This window comes from uncultured Chloroflexus sp., assembly GCF_937129525.1.
Lineage (GTDB): Bacteria > Chloroflexota > Chloroflexia > Chloroflexales > Chloroflexaceae > Chloroflexus.
This window is the reverse complement of sequence record NZ_CAKZNK010000067.1, coordinates 126,785-141,413: the sequence shown is the minus strand read 5'-3', so window position 1 is coordinate 141,413 and position 14,629 is coordinate 126,785. Positions and strand designations below refer to the sequence as shown.

Annotated in this window: 11 protein-coding genes and 1 pseudogene; 7 read left to right on the top strand and 5 right to left on the bottom strand. The window is 57.9% G+C overall.

Annotated elements, in window-relative coordinates:
* The first annotated feature begins 116 nt into the window (after positions 1-116).
* The 4 genes from Q0650_RS08330 to Q0650_RS08315 all read left to right on the top strand — a co-directional run bounded on the left by Q0650_RS08330 (position 117) and on the right by Q0650_RS08315 (position 3,249).
* Positions 117-692, top strand: a complete 576-nt coding sequence (locus tag Q0650_RS08330; RefSeq protein WP_298817811.1) for a hypothetical protein — start codon at positions 117-119, stop codon at positions 690-692.
* A 93-nt stretch (positions 693-785) separates the two neighbouring features.
* Positions 786-1,733 carry a protein-methionine-sulfoxide reductase catalytic subunit MsrP gene (gene msrP, locus Q0650_RS08325; protein ID WP_298817809.1) on the top strand — a complete coding sequence of 316 codons (948 nt, stop codon included), beginning with the start codon at positions 786-788 and terminating at the stop codon, positions 1,731-1,733.
* A gap of 91 nt (positions 1,734-1,824) precedes the next feature.
* Positions 1,825-2,463, top strand: a complete 639-nt coding sequence (locus Q0650_RS08320; protein WP_298817807.1) for a sulfite oxidase heme-binding subunit YedZ — start codon at positions 1,825-1,827, stop codon at positions 2,461-2,463.
* A gap of 42 nt (positions 2,464-2,505) precedes the next feature.
* A complete protein-coding gene (locus Q0650_RS08315) occupies positions 2,506-3,249 on the top strand; it encodes a response regulator transcription factor (protein WP_298817804.1) in 744 nt (247 codons plus the stop codon).
* 22 nt (positions 3,250-3,271) lie between these two features.
* Here the strand turns inward: Q0650_RS08315 and Q0650_RS08310 are convergent, their stop codons facing one another.
* A complete protein-coding gene (locus Q0650_RS08310; RefSeq protein WP_298817802.1) occupies positions 3,272-4,312 on the bottom strand; it encodes a ketopantoate reductase family protein in 1,041 nt (346 codons plus the stop codon).
* A 313-nt stretch (positions 4,313-4,625) separates the two neighbouring features.
* Between Q0650_RS08310 and bcp the strand changes: the two genes are divergently transcribed.
* Positions 4,626-5,090 (top strand): thioredoxin-dependent thiol peroxidase, encoded by a 465-nt coding sequence (gene bcp, locus Q0650_RS08305; RefSeq protein ID WP_298817800.1) that lies wholly within the window; start codon positions 4,626-4,628, stop codon positions 5,088-5,090.
* 421 nt (positions 5,091-5,511) lie between these two features.
* Here the strand turns inward: bcp and Q0650_RS08300 are convergent, their stop codons facing one another.
* From Q0650_RS08300 to Q0650_RS08285, 4 genes and pseudogenes are all read right to left on the bottom strand, one after another.
* A complete protein-coding gene (locus Q0650_RS08300) occupies positions 5,512-9,117 on the bottom strand; it encodes a substrate-binding domain-containing protein (protein WP_298817798.1) in 3,606 nt (1,201 codons plus the stop codon).
* Between the two features lie 178 nt (positions 9,118-9,295).
* Positions 9,296-10,747, bottom strand: coding sequence for a tetratricopeptide repeat protein (locus Q0650_RS08295; RefSeq protein WP_298817796.1), 1,452 nt, complete (start codon positions 10,745-10,747; stop codon positions 9,296-9,298).
* A gap of 35 nt (positions 10,748-10,782) precedes the next feature.
* Positions 10,783-10,935, bottom strand: a pseudogene (locus tag Q0650_RS08290) (zinc-ribbon domain-containing protein); the annotation flags it as partial.
* A 321-nt stretch (positions 10,936-11,256) separates the two neighbouring features.
* The gene (locus tag Q0650_RS08285; protein WP_298817792.1) at positions 11,257-12,222 is read right to left on the bottom strand and encodes a GGDEF domain-containing protein; all 966 of its coding nucleotides are present in this window, start codon (positions 12,220-12,222) and stop codon (positions 11,257-11,259) included.
* Positions 12,223-12,501: 279 nt separating this feature from the next.
* On the opposite strand from Q0650_RS08285, the gene Q0650_RS08280 reads away from it, so the two are divergent.
* A complete protein-coding gene (locus Q0650_RS08280; RefSeq protein ID WP_298817790.1) occupies positions 12,502-13,596 on the top strand; it encodes a site-2 protease family protein in 1,095 nt (364 codons plus the stop codon).
* 28 nt (positions 13,597-13,624) lie between these two features.
* Entirely contained in the window at positions 13,625-14,488 is an 864-nt protein-coding gene (locus Q0650_RS08275; protein ID WP_298817788.1) for a fumarylacetoacetate hydrolase family protein, read from the top strand.
* Positions 14,489-14,629: the final 141 nt, after the last annotated feature.

The window sequence follows — 14,629 nt, the reverse complement described above, 5'->3', positions numbered from 1 at the left end:
TCAGTCTGCGCCGGTAACTTTCGGCAAACTGGCAGTGGCCTTGTTGTTCCGGTATATGATCGGCGAGCAACGGTTTGAGCAACCGTGAGCTATGGTGGTATGCGCCTTCACTCACCATGTCAGCACCTGATGCCACTCAACCCTCTTCGCAACCGCAGCCAACGCTGCGGTATTTGCGCCTGATTGGGCCGCACCTGGCCACAGTTGTGGTGAGTGTATTGATCTTCGTCATTCTGGACAACTGGTTGCAACCGGCGCCACCGCCGGCTACGCCGCAGATCGCAACCGTTACCCCCGTGCCTACCGTTCTACCCTCGCCGCTCCCATCGCCGATACCGGTCATCACCGTGATCCCACTCGATGATGGCCTGGTGCGGTTAACCCTCCTCGACCTTCAGGCCGAAAATGCGCAGTTGCGCGCGGCTATTCACCTGCTTCGCGCCGCGATTACCATCGATGAGGCAATTCAGGCGCTCCAACGCAACGATTTCGCGGAAGCGGACCGGACGTTGATGGCTGCCCGCCGCGCCCTCGATCACGCTTATCAACTGAGCGAAGAGCCACAGAAGGCGCCGATTGACGCCATCCGGTTGCAAATCAGCCAGATCCGCGATGACCTCGGCGTGCGCCCCGAAGGGGCTGATCGCCGATTGTGGCAGGTGCGGCGTCTGATCCTGACCCTGGTGGAGTAAAGTGCGGGCGGCGATAAACATCCAATTCTCACCGAACGTCGTACAATATTATTGATGAGGCTGGTTGGAACGTTAACTCTGGAAAGGCCGGAAATGTACCGCGATCCCACAATTCGCTCATCAGATATAACTCCGGAGTCGGTCTACATCAATCGACGCGCATTTTTGCGCGGTCTGGGGGGAGTGGGCGCAGGGTTGCTCCTTGGCGCTTGTGGGGTTTCCCAATCTTCGACTGAACTGACGCCATCATCCCCAACCGGCAACGTCAATCTTCGCGATGAGTTGGGTGATCCCGTCAATACGTTTGAGCAGATCACAACCTACAACAATTTCTACGAATTCACCACCAGCAAAGAAGATGTTGCCCGCCGCGCCGCCGGTTTCGTGACACGACCGTGGACGGTTGAGGTCACCGGCATGGTACGCCAGCCTCGTCTGTTCGCCATCGAAGACCTCTTGACCATGTTCGATCAGGAAGAGCGAATCTACCGGCTGCGTTGCGTTGAAGGCTGGTCGATGGTCATCCCATGGCAGGGTTTCCCCTTGCGCAAGTTGCTCGATCTGGTTGAACCAACCGCTCAGGCTCAGTATGTGCGGTTTGAAACGCTCTACGATCCTGACCAGATGCCGGGGCAGCGCGATCGCTATTTTCCCTGGCCGTATGTTGAGGGGTTGCGGATCGACGAAGCGATGCACGATCTGACCATCCTCAGTACCGGATTGTATGGACGAACGCTCTTGCCGCAGAACGGCGCTCCGTTACGGCTGGTTGTGCCGTGGAAGTATGGTTTCAAGAGTATCAAATCGATTGTGAAGATCGAACTAACCGATACCATGCCGGTTTCGCTATGGATGGCAGTCGCGCCGCGCGAGTACGGCTTCTACGCCAATGTCAACCCTGAGGTGCCGCATCCACGCTGGTCGCAGGCTACTGAGCGACGGATCGGCGAATTGGGCCGACGCAAGACGTTGCTATTCAACGGTTATGCCGAGCAGGTAGCGGCACTCTACGCCGGGATGGATCTGCGCAAACACTATTGAGACTGGCAGTAGAGCGCAAATGATGCGCTGCCAGAGCGCAAAGACTGTCAGTCACTGAACCTGCTCAGCTTCTGGCCTGGATCGGAACGCTATGAAGTCCGTCCTCCTTCGCCTTTTTCCCCATCTGATCGGGTTGTTACCGCTGGCATTACTCAGCAGTGATGCGCTTGGCAACCGGCTCACAGTCAACCCCATTCAGTATCTGACGCAGCGTACCGGCTGGTTTGCGCTGGCGCTGTTACTGGCAACGCTGGCCTGCACGCCACTCAACCGCTGGTTTGGTTGGAAGCAAGTGATACGCTGGCGCAGGCCGCTCGGTCTGTATAGTTTTGGGTATGCCTGTTTGCATCTGGGCATGTTTGCCGGTTTAGACTATGGGCTTGACCTGAGTTTGATCGCGCAGGAGGTTGTAGAGAAGCGGTATATCATTGCCGGTTTTGGCGCTTTTCTCATCCTCTTTCCGCTGGCCTTCACCTCGACCACCGGCTGGCAGCGACGGTTGAAGCATTGGTGGAAACGTCTGCACCGTCTCGTCTATCTGGCTGCGTTCCTGGCCGTTGTTCATTACCTCTGGCTGAGCAAAGATCCGCGTCCGGCGCTCATTGCCGGTAGTGTGTTGGTCGTGTTGTTGTTGGCTCGCCGAATGCCGGCAAGAAGGCGCGTACAGCCATCTTTACGCCACCCGGACATGACCACCACACAGGCAGGTCAATCGCGCCACGATACCTGAACAGCGCCGGGTCAAATGCGCTGCTTATGGTATAATAGCGCTATGAGTGAACTCAAAGATAAACTGGTGCTCGTCGTCGATGACGAGCCGCGCATGATCACCTTCATGCGCATGAATTTAGAGCTGGAAGGGATGCGGGTTACTACCGCCACCAATGGCCGCGAAGCGGTTGAAAAGGTGCGCGAGGAGATGCCCGACATCGTCTTGCTCGACGTAATGATGCCGGTGATGGATGGATTTGAAGCTTTGCGGCGCATCCGCAGTTTTTCGCAAGTGCCGGTCATCATTCTTACCGCTAAAGACGAAGAAGAAGATCGCGTTCGTGGTCTCGAACTTGGCGCTGACGATTATGTCGGCAAACCGTTCAGTCAGCGCGAGCTGGTCAGCCGGATCAGAGCAGTCTTGCGGCGACACTACACACAGCCGCCAATCCCACAGACGCTGGTGAAGATCGATGATCGGCTGAGTATTGACTTTGCCCGGCGTGAAGTGCTGGTTGACGGCAAGCGCGTCAATCTGCGTCCGACGGAGTATCGTCTGCTTTACCATCTGGTGCAGAATGCCGGTTACGTGCTCACCCACGAGATGCTGCTCAGCAAGGTTTGGGGGCCAGAGTATCGTGATGAGAGTCACTATCTGCGCCTGTACATTACCTACCTGCGCCAAAAGATCGAAGAGGACCCGTCCAATCCACGCTATATCTTGACCGAACGCGGAGTTGGTTACCGGTTTGTTGATTTTCCCGGCGCGCGCCGGATAAATTCCGCCGATGCACCAGTACCGTAGTCTGGCTTCTTGCAGACTACCGCTACCCCTTCATTCCGCACGCAGCCAGTAAGCGTTCAGGTTGGCCGCGATAATCATCCCAGGCCACTTCTCCACGCGCAATACCCCCCAATACCTGCCACAGTCCGGCATTGACCGGCGCCGGCAGGCCGCGCGTCGTTGCTGCCGCCGCGACTGCACCGTACAGGAACTCACCTTCAGAACGCGACCGTCCGGCACGCAAATCGCGCAACAGTGACGGATCTTTGCCGCCACGACCGCCCGCTACCCGCTGCCGCAGGATCGGATCGAGGATGATCGGTGGTAGCCAGCGGATACCAAAAGCCAGCAGCGCTGCCGGATAACGCGGCAAATTGACCGGCCTGATCCCCATTGCTCGCATCACTGCCAGCGCCTCACGAACTGCTGCCCGCTCGAGCGCAATCAAGTGCCGGTTGGCGTAGACCCGTGTCACTGGCCAGTCGAGGATGGCGGCAGTCGCGTTGCCGAGCATATTCAGCAGCGCCTTCGACCACTTCATTGCCTGATAGTCCTGATAACGCTGCACCGTGAAACCGGCTGCGCTCAGCGCGGCTTCGGCCAGCGTCAGATTGCTGGCCTGTCCAACCGGCGCCAGACCGATCCCACCCTCTTTGGTGACCGTGATCGTAGTTGGGCCGGTTGCATCAACCGAAGTCGTGATCGCGCCGGCGACGATTCGGTCGGCGCCAAAGGCAGTCGCCAGCGTCTCTTCATTACCGATGCCGTTTTGCAGGGTCAGAATAGTTACCGGATTGAGTGAGCGCAAAGTGGGGATCGCGCCGACGGTATCATACCCCTTCACGCACACGATCGCCAGGTTTGGCTGCTGAAATGTGGGTGGGAGATCATCAACCGCGCCGGCAACGGTCAGATTGCTCAATTCACGCGCGCCGATGCCGCTGACAACCAGCGGGTTGGCGCGCAAAGCCGCGGCGCCGGCAGGACGAGACAATAATGCAACTGGTGGAATGTTAGCAGCCTGAGCCAGGCGTGAGAGGATGAGCAGACCGATCGCGCCGCCGCCGACAATCACAATCGCCATGAAATGCCTCCGAATCAGGCAGACGCACAACCGGGCAGTTGAGCGAGCGGTAGCTGGGTGAAGTGGAGGAGCGCTCTCTACCCTGCCGTCTGCGTTTGAGAAAGATGGCAAAACTAACGACGTAGTATAGCGGAAAAAGGGAGAGTTCAGGATCGCCGGCAATGGTCAATTAGCGCACCCGGTTGTTTGGTGGTGATGGGTAACAGGTGTGTAACCAGAATCGGGCTGCCGGTTAGCTAGTGTCGGCTGCGGTTGAATCGATACATTCTGTGGTAGCATAATACTGAGGGATACGTATTTAATGAGGAGACATATGACTACTCCACCTCAGGTTGGCGATCTGGCGCCTGATTTTACTCTCCCGAATGAAGCTGGCGAGATGGTCTCGCTCAGTCAATTTCGCGGCAAGCGCGTGATTCTCTACTTCTATCCGAAGGACGACACACCCGGTTGCACCTCGCAAGCGTGCGGTTTTCGTGATGCGTATCCGGTCATCGAAGAGAAGAATGCAGTCGTGATCGGGATCAGTCCTGATAGCACGAAGTCGCATGCCCGCTTCAAGACGAAGCATAATCTGCCCTTCATCTTGCTCGCCGACGAACAGCACAGCGTGGCCGAAGCGTATGGGGTGTGGGGCGAGAAGTCGATGATGGGCAAAAAATATATGGGCGTTATTCGCTCTCATTTTGTGATTGATGAAGAGGGACGGATTGCGCAAGCCGAGGTGAAAGTCAGTCCGGCTGATAGCGTCAAGCGCGCGCTGATGGCATTGCAGTAGCTGGCACTGTTCTTGATCTCAGTGCGCAAAGCGGAGGATATGAGGGGCATGACAGTGGCGTGCCCCTCAATTGCCGGAATGGTGCGTCTCAACGAACGGTGGCTCGAACCTTCTACCTCATCATCGAGACAGCGCAAAGGGATGAGTTGGCGACAAGCGTCGCTTTTGCCGCCGGTATTCCTTGGGGGCGACCGACCTCATTGCGAAAGGCTCGGCTTCCGGCGCAGTGCGCCATCTGCTATGTCGCCGCGATCCCGCCGGTATGAGCGACCGATCGGGAGGCTCAGGCCAGCCGGCGCCCTTGCCGGCGGTATTCTTCGGGGGTTTGCCCGACCTCATTGCGAAAGGCTCGGCTTCCGGCGCAGTGCGCCATCTGCTATCTCGCCGCGATCCCGCCGGTATAAGCGACCGATCGGGAGGCTCAGGCCAGCCGGCGCCCTTGCCGGCGGTATTCTTCGGGGGTTTGCCCAACCTCTTTGCGAAAGACGCGGCTGAAGTAGCTGCTGCTGGAAAAACCTACTTCCAGCGCAATGTTAGTGATACTCTTGTCGCTCTCGACCAGCAGGCGACGCGCTTGCAAGACCCGATACCGATTGAGATAATCCATTGGGGTGGCGCCGAGTTCTTGCCGGAAACAGTGAGTAAGGTAATCTTCGCTCATGCCGACGTAGTGGGCAATATCTTGCCGGGTGAGCGGATGGGTGTAGTGGCTGTGGATGTAAGCCATTGCCTTGCGCACCAGCATCTGCGCCTGATCGCTCAGGCGACGCCGACGCTCGAGCGCCCCTTGCAAGTGGGTAAGCGTTTCGTTGGCGCTAAACATTCCCTTGCTCAACACCACGGTCACACCTTGACTGAGTCGTGCCATATCCTCTTCGCTCAGCATGCGTCCGGTAATCACGATCACGGGAATCTCGCGCATCTGTTTATCAGAGCGCATGGTTTGCAGTACCGCAAAACCATCCATTTCCGGCATCATCAGATCGAGCAACACCAGATCAACGCGCTGCTCGCTCAGGATAGCAAGCGCCTCGCGTCCAGAACGGGCGCGCAACACGCGCCCAGCCACTTTTTGGGTCTGGATCAGGCGAGCATGCAGGTCAAGCGTGTCAGGGTCATCATCGACCACAAGGATCGTCTGCGGCGTTTCGTTAGTGCCGCTCGTTAACCAATACTGATTGAGCGCGCGCGTCAGATCGGCCAGCTCGATTGGCTTGGTCAGGTAGTTGAACTCCATCACCGCGCCGTGTTGTTCGGTCATAGCGTAGCAAAAGAGAGGTAGATCGCGGGTCGCCGGGTTAGCTTTGAGCACGCGAATGGTCTGCCACCATGCTCGTTCACCCTGAGTCGCATTGAGAACGATAGCGCTGTAGTTTTGGTTCAATAGTTCAGCCAGCCATGCGCCGCTCTCGTCAATCGGGAAGGTGGTGACAACAAAACCACGCTGTTCGAGATGGCGTTGCAATCGCTCATCCGGCCCGGCTGACAAGAGCAACACGCGCGGCAGTCCCGGCATGGCCGGCGTGAGTCGCTGTCGTTGGCCTGAGGGGGCGACAATCGTCGGCAAGCGGAAGAAGAACTCGGAACCCTCGCCGTCAATGCCGCTTGAGCGCGCGCCGATCTCGCCACCGTGGAGCGCCACCAGCCGTTTGCAGATAGCCAGTCCCAGGCCGATGCCGCCATACCCACGACTGATGCTCCGTTCCGAACGCTGGAATTCGTCGAAGATACGGGCTTGTTCTTCCGGTGGCAGGCCGATACCGGTATCGCGCACGGTAACGGTAACGGCATCAGTTTCAGGCGTGACAGTGAGACTAACCCTGCCGCGCGCGGTAAACTTGATCGCGTTGACGACCAGATTCAGGCCAATCTGTTGCAATCGCGTTCGATCTCCCCACACCCAAGGCCCTTCATCAGGAATGTTATCCTGCCAGATCAATTGTTTATCGGCGGCCATTTGTTGGCCGGCTGCGGCTACCGCGCGCATCACCTGAGCCAGATCAACGACATCGTAAGCCAGCCGCAACTGACCGGCGTCGCTGCTGGCCAGATCAAGCACATCGCTGATCAGGCGACCTAGATGCCGGGCATTCGCGTATATTCGCTTTAAATCATCGCGCAATGATGGAGGCAACTGATGCTCATCAGTCAAACTTTCCCGCAAGAGCAGATCGCTCATCCCGACAATCAGATTCAATGGCGTCTGCAACTCATGGCTCACCATCGAGAGGAAGCGACTCTTGAGCTGATTGGCTTCTTCAGCCAGACGACGACCTTCATTGGCGGCCCGGTACAGGCGGGCCGTATTGAGCGCGGCACTGATCTGTTGGGTAATGGCGCCGTAGAGGTCGAGGCGCGCGGTATCGAAGGCGACAAAACCGGCTTCGCTACCTGTGCCGATTAGCGGGATTAGCGTGAGCTGGAATGGTTGTCGCGCCGGGAGCCACTGCGCTGGCGGAAATGCGCGACTGCGAATCCGAATGACCGGTTGTTGCGGCGCGGTAACTGCTCGCAACCGGCACCAGGCTACCGCATCGTCCCCCTCAGCTTCGAAGAAACCGATCCATAACCACGCCACGTTCAGCTCAGGCAGATGGCGGGCAAGAATTTCGTAAATCTCTTCTTCTGCCAGCGCGTTCAGCAGACGAGCGGTAAGTCGTCCAAGCCGGTTGTTGATTTGTTGTTGGGTGTTGCGGTAGTGCCAGTGCTGAAAGCGCATAGCCGCGCTTATTGTGATGCGCGCTTCGTCAAGCAGATCATGAGCCAGAGCGTGGAACTTCGGATGTAGCAGATGGGGGAGCGCATCACGGATAAACGAAATGGCGATCTGCCAATCGTGGGCATCGTCGCCGACGCCGGCCACCTGCCTGAGCGCTTGCGTGAGCATTGCGCGAAAGTGTCCCGGATCGCCCGCCTCGACACTCTGCCCAAAAGCGGTGAGCAGGCGGCGACAGAGCCGGTTGATCTCATCGCGATTGAGACCGTGGGTCTTCTGGACGAGCAGATCGGTGATGAATTGCGCCGTCTGCGCGCGCGGATCGGGGATCGTTGGATCAGCCGCGTGGTGAGCGGCAATTTCCAGCGCGTCGGCCAGCACTGCGCTCTGGCTGCATCCACACGATTCACGGATCACCAGGCGAGTGGGTACCTGCACCCAGTCTGGCAATGGCGCTCGCTCGCGCAAATGACGCACCATCAACTCGATAGCCTGATACCCCAGCTTGAACAGGGGGATCTGAAGTGTTGTCAGCGCCGGTTCGTGGAGCAATCCTTCCGGGCGGTCATCGAAACCGATAACGGCCACATCATCGGGAACGCGCCGTCCGGCAGCGCGCAACGCCGCAATCGCGCCCAGGGCCGACTCATCATTGCTGGCCAGCACAGCAGTAAAGGGCAGGCCGGTTGCGAGCAGATGTTGCATTCCCTCATAACCGCCGGCAAAGACGTGGCGTCCAAACACGATCAGGCGCGGCTCAACCAGTAGCCCAAAACTGGCCATTGCTGCCTCAAAGGCGCGCAACCGTTCACCTGAATCGCCATTGAGATCGGTGACACTGCCGGCGATAAATGCGATCTGGCGATGACCATGCTCGACCAGATGGCGCAAGGCAGCCTGAATGCCACCGGCATTGTCGGCCACAATAGTTGGCCCGGCTTCTCCTGATCCGACAAAGAGGATGGGATGGCCGGCAGCGCGGAGCGACTGAATCCGTTGGGAACGTTCTGGTCGTTGAAGCGGATTGATAACGATCAGGCCATGCGTATTCCATGGGCCCACCGGTACGAAATCAGCATCATCGGCTACCTCTAACCAGGCCGGACGCGGCGGATCGGTGATATGACCTGATGGCCCCATCCCGCAGGCGAGCAAGAGATTGCAACTTAACTCACGCGCCGCCTGACGAATGCCGTGGTAGATCGGACTGAGGTAGCTCAGTGTAAGCGCCGTGCCATAGAATTGCCAGCCAGCAATTACACCCACCGTTGGGCGTGGCGAGCGATGCGTCATTGCAGGAGATTTGCGCATAGGGGGCATCATTCACTCATCGGTCATGCTGCGGCGAGCAGACCACTCAAGAACCTTTGCTAACCAACGCTCTGTGCTCGCATCACAATGCGTGATACCACCAGATTCAGGCCTTGATTAGCGTTTGTCAATAAACTTTATATCTATGATAATGCAATCATAACATCAACATCGCCGGTTATTTACCTCCAATCAACGCCAGCGCCGTTTCGGCCCTGCGTCGCCAGGGACTGGCCGGCGCCTGATCTGCTACCTGTTCGAGCGCCGCTCGTCCACGCGCCGGGTCGCCACCGGCGCTTAAGGCCAGACCGTAATAGAAACGGGCTTCGACGCCGGCTCCAACCTCGATAGCGGCGGTGGCGGCGGCGCGCGCGCCAACGACATCGCCACAATAGTAGCGAATACCGGCCAGAATGGTCAGCGTCTCCGGATCGCGGGGTAACAGGTTGGCTGCTGCCTGCGCTGCCTGCAAGCCGCTGGTACAGCGCTCGAAACCACTATCAAGGTGAAAGCGAGCGGCCAGGGTGACATAACGGGCGCGATCGGCAGAGGGTGCAGCGATGACTGCCTGTTCGTAAGCATCAGCGGCAGCAACAAAGTCGCGTTGGGCGAGTGCCAGCCCGGCCTGGGCCAGCGCCAGCGCGGGGCCAGTGGCGCCGGTATCGCGCAGTTGTTGAAGTCGACCGGCGGCAGTGACCAGATCGCCCGTTTGCAGATAGGCAAGCGCCAGCAGTGAACCGATGCGCAAATCGGCAGGATGGGCCGTTGCCAGTTGCTCGAGCTGCACAATCCCTTGTTGTTGATTGCCCAGGCGGAGATGAGCATAGGCGCGGTAGATGGCAGCGGCCAATCCGTGTGGGCCGGCGGGATCTACCTGGTCAAAGAAAGCCAGCGCCAGCCGGTCGTAACCAAGATCGAGGGCAATCTGGCCGAGCAGTTGAGGTCGGGCCGTCGGATTGGCAATCAGAGTGGCGGCCAGAATTGCCGGATCGGGTGTTGGCGGCAAGAGTGGACGCAGAAACGGATCGGGTGGAAGAGTCGCCGATGGAGCCGGCGCTTCCGGTATGGCAGGCAAACCGAACAAGGCAGCGAGCAGCGCCTGTCGATTGCGGAAGAAACTGGCCCAATCGACGGGTAAGGTCTCAACCCGTATGGTCTGATACGTTGACCATGCTTCGGCAAACTGACCGGCGCGCAGTGCTTCATCGGCCAGCAAGAGATCGCGCACTGCGCAACGATCGGGATCGCAAAGGGTCAGCATTTGCCATGCGCGTCGAGCGGCGTCGCTATCGTCTTCCAATACTGCCAGATGGCCAAAATAGAGCGTGGCCAGTTGATAATCGCGCGGACGCAAACCAGCCTTCATTGCCGCAATGAAAGCGCGATGCGCCAGATCAATCTCGCCGCGCACTGTGAAGACGATACCGCGGCGTAATGCAGCTTCGCCGTGAGGTAGCGCGATTGTGTCATATATAGCCAGAGCAGCGCGATATTGCCCGACAGCAAAGCGCTCATCAGCCTGCCGGAGGACATCGTAGGGATCGGGGCGCAAAATGAGGAAAGCGGCGGTTACCGCTACAGACGTGAGGGCTATCCAGGTCGCAAACTGTCGCCAACGTTGCCTGATCACTCGCTATCATCTTCAGGGATCGGCTCGACGCGACGGCGCGGCGACTCGCGTCGATTGCGGCACTTAGGGCAGCGCGTAGGCTCGTTGAGAAAGCCTTTATCGGCATAAAATTCCTGCTCACCGGCGGTGAAGATAAAGGTTGCGCCGCAACTGCGACAGGTTAATTCCATGTCTCGATAAAAGATCATCGCCATAGGTGTGCCTGCCAGGCGATAAGGACTTAATAACCGGAACTACATTGTACCATGTTCAGGATGGGCATGGTAGCAAAGCGTAAAGCTGGTCGCATGATGGGAATACTGCCGATACCGGCGAGCAGAGAGTTTGCCGGGAAGATTGTTATGGTTGTGATCTCATTTCCATCAACGAAATGGCGCTGCGCTATCCTCGTCGAGATAGGGGTAGGTGGGCTGCGGCTGCCGAATCTTCCGGGTGGCAGATGCTCGCGTTGCTTGAACAGATCACAATTTCATTCTCACCAGGCGGGATGATTATCTGTCATCTATCGATTACTGCTCGACTCTACTCACGATCACCCGATTCTTCCCATTCGCCTTAGCCTGGGCTAGAGCGGATGCGGCAAGTTTCAGCACCTCGTCAGCATCATGCCCGTGTTGTGGTACAGATGCTACTCCAATCGAGATCGTCACCGGCAATGGCCAGAGCTGTGAACGCTCTATGACGCGCTGACGGAGACGTTCAGCCAGCGCTGCCGCGCCACGAACCCCGGTGTGTGGCAAAACTATCAGAAACTGATCGCCGGTTTTCCAGCGAGCCAGCAAGTCGCTGGGTCGCAACTGTTCGCGCAGCGCCATCGCTAGATCGTGGATCATCTGATCGCCAGCGCTGAAGCTCAATTCGTTATACCGACGAAGATGGTCGCCGTTAATTAACAGGATACTGCACATGTATCCCTGGTTATGCGCCTGGTGAAGCATTCCGATGAGCTGCTGGCGAGCGGCAAAGCTGTTAGGGAGACCAGTGACCGGATCAAGCGTAAATTGTTCCTGGTTGCTCAGGGTTTCTCCAAGCTCGGCCAGTTGCGCGATCAGTTGGTTGAGCAATGCCCCCGGATCAGTGGCGTTAGGGGTAAGATGTTGCAATACAGAGGATGGATCGCTACCGGCAGGTATTTCATAGCGCCGGATCACCGGTAACGTGACCAGGTTAAGACGTTGGGCCTGGCGTTCCAGCAGTCGTTGCAAGCGGTCAATGTGCGCCGATGTTACCGCCGACCCAGGAGGAGAATCAACCACTACCAGTTGGGTGCTGCCTGGCTGATAGATGGTGCCGGCCAGTTCTTCACGCAGGATGAAGACCAGCCAGCGTAAGGTGGCAGACGAAGGCGGCTGCTGAAACTGAAGATCGATCAAGGTGTACGACATGTTCGCCTGAACCAGCCATTCAGCAAAAGCGAGCAGATTTGCGGCGCCGGTGTTAGGGTCATGCTTCAGCAAAGCGGGGAAAGGTTTCATACATGCACTCCCATACTGATCGGGTCAAACAATCTCGGACATCTGCTCGCGTTTGTCTGGCTATATTATACGAACAACTGATGATTTTGATCGATCAACTATCGCCGTTGATAGAGCAGAAGGCGGTTTCTCAGCAATTGCGGGAAACGCAGGCGCTAGCCAGGATTGATCCAGGTGGTTTTGAAGCACGCGCATTCAGATGCGGCTTAACAACGTCAAATAGGCTACACCTCTCCTGTGGTATGATGAGCGAGAATGAATTTGCATACGGGACATCCTATGATCGACTTTGAACCCATTGCTGCGCTACGTGGATTGGCCGCTGAAGTGATGCTGATCGATGCCAGCGAAGAGCTGGTGAACGGCAATCAACGGGCAGTGCGCTATCGCGGTCAATTGCTGCTGGAAGCGCAGGCGGCTCATGACACAATCGTGACTCGGGCCGAAGCGCTAGGCTACACACCTCTCTTTCAACACGACCGGGCAGGCGCAGCCATTCTGTTTGTGCCTACACCGCCCAAAGCTCCTCCCTCGCGCCTCTGGCTGGCGGTCTTGCTCTTCATCTTGACAGTTGCCTCCACAATGCTGGTTGGCGGGCAGGAATATATCGAAGCGACCGGGCAGGTCGTCTTCAACTGGGGATATGCGCTCAGTTTTAGTGGCTCGTTACTGGCGATCTTGCTGGCTCATGAATTAGGTCATTTCATTGTTGCCCGCCGGGAAAAGGTAGCAGTGAGCTACCCTTTTTTCATCCCGATGCCCTTCTTTCTGCTCGGCACAATGGGCGCCTTTATTGCGATCAAAGATCTGGTGCCCAACCGGCGCGCCTTGCTGGCAATCGGTATCGCCGGTCCATTGGCCGGGTTGGTCGTGGCAATTCCAGTGCTGGCGGTTGGTCTCAGCATCTCGGAAGTGAAACAGGTCGTGCCATCGCCAAATGTCTTTACGGAAGGGAATTCGCTGCTCTACGCGGCAATGAAGATCCTCATCTTCGGTCGGTTTTTACCCAGTGGCGGCGAGGATGTCTATCTCCACCCAATGGCGCTGGCCGGTTGGGCCGGTCTGCTGGTGACCGGCTTGAATCTGCTGCCAGCCGGTCAGCTTGATGGTGGTCATGTCTTCTTTGCCCTCTTTGGCCCACGCGCCGCCCGCATTATGAGCATGGTGGTCGCAGTCGCGCTGCTCGGGCTGGGATTTTTGTGGTCAGGCTGGTTTATCTGGGCTGTGATGATTGCGCTGATCGGCCAACAGCGGAGTCCGCTGCGCAATGAGATTTCCCCGCTCGAAGGGCCGTGGCGCTGGCTGGCCTATCTCGGTATTGTGACGTTTATCCTGGTCTTTACCCCTATCCCGATCACCGTGATGTCACCGTGAGCTGTTCTGCTAAAACGATGGAGGAACTATGAAGTTGTTAACCTACCGCTACGAAGGGGTTGAACGGGTCGGCGCCCTGCGCGGCGATGAGGTGATCGATCTGTCGCCGGTGGCTGCATCCATGCTCGACCTGATCGAGGGTGGCCCTGAGCGGCTGGCGGAAGCGCGCAAGCTGGTGGCGGAAGCCGCCGGCGGGCCGGCGCTGGCTGCCGTTGAGTTGCGCGCGCCGATTCCGCGTCCGCGCAAGAATATCATCTGTCTGGGGATGAATTACGCTGCCCATGCCATTGAGTCGTTGCGCGCGAAGGGTCTGCCGGAAAAATTGCCTGCGCATCCGGTCTTTTTCAGCAAGATGCCAACCGCCGTCAACCACCCCAACGCGCCGGTGCCGCTGCTGGCCCACGTCTCATCACAGCGCGACTGGGAAGTTGAGCTGGCAGTTGTGATCGGGAAAAGTGGCCGTGATATTCCAGTTGAGGCCGCACATGATTACGTGTTCGGCTACACCATTTTGAATGATGTCAGCGCTCGTGATTTGCAGTCGCGCCATCAGCAGTTCTTCTACAGCAAGAGTCTCGACGGTAGCGCCCCCATGGGGCCCTGGATCGTCACTGCCGACGAGATTCCAGATCCGCACGCGCTCGGCATTCGCTTGCGCCTCAATGGCGAACTGGTGCAGAATTCGGTGACCCGTGATATGATTTTTGACATTCCCACCTGCATCGCTACCTTCAGCCGTGGCGTAACCCTCGAACCGGGTGACATTATTGCCACCGGTACCCCGGCAGGTGTCGGTATGGGGATGACGCCGCAGCGCTGGTTGCAGGATGGTGATGTGATGGAAGCCGAGATCGACGGGATCGGTGTGCTGCGGAACACGGTTGTAGCGTAACGTTGCGCAATAGCCGGTAGTAACCGATGTCGCTCGCCGCCCAGTCGCAACGAGCGCGGCAATCCATTCGGGCCTGCGCGTCTGGGCGGCGCCGATGACTTCCCTATAAGACAGGATGTTATTCCAGGTGAGGAATAGTGC

Excerpts from the sequence above, each read along its gene's own strand:
- Q0650_RS08320 (WP_298817807.1), top strand. The coding sequence starts at position 1,825 with ATGAAGTCCGTCCTCCTTCGCCTTTTTCCCCATCTGATCGGGTTGTTA.
- Q0650_RS08285 (WP_298817792.1), bottom strand. The coding sequence starts at position 12,222 with ATGAAACCTTTCCCCGCTTTGCTGAAGCATGACCCTAACACCGGCGCC.
- Q0650_RS08280 (WP_298817790.1), top strand. The coding sequence starts at position 12,502 with ATGATCGACTTTGAACCCATTGCTGCGCTACGTGGATTGGCCGCTGAA.
- msrP (WP_298817809.1), top strand. The coding sequence starts at position 786 with ATGTACCGCGATCCCACAATTCGCTCATCAGATATAACTCCGGAGTCG.
- bcp (WP_298817800.1), top strand. The coding sequence starts at position 4,626 with ATGACTACTCCACCTCAGGTTGGCGATCTGGCGCCTGATTTTACTCTC.
- Q0650_RS08315 (WP_298817804.1), top strand. The coding sequence starts at position 2,506 with ATGAGTGAACTCAAAGATAAACTGGTGCTCGTCGTCGATGACGAGCCG.
- Q0650_RS08275 (WP_298817788.1), top strand. The coding sequence starts at position 13,625 with ATGAAGTTGTTAACCTACCGCTACGAAGGGGTTGAACGGGTCGGCGCC.
- Q0650_RS08330 (WP_298817811.1), top strand. The coding sequence starts at position 117 with ATGTCAGCACCTGATGCCACTCAACCCTCTTCGCAACCGCAGCCAACG.
- Q0650_RS08310 (WP_298817802.1), bottom strand. The coding sequence starts at position 4,312 with ATGGCGATTGTGATTGTCGGCGGCGGCGCGATCGGTCTGCTCATCCTC.
- Q0650_RS08300 (WP_298817798.1), bottom strand. The coding sequence starts at position 9,117 with ATGCGCAAATCTCCTGCAATGACGCATCGCTCGCCACGCCCAACGGTG.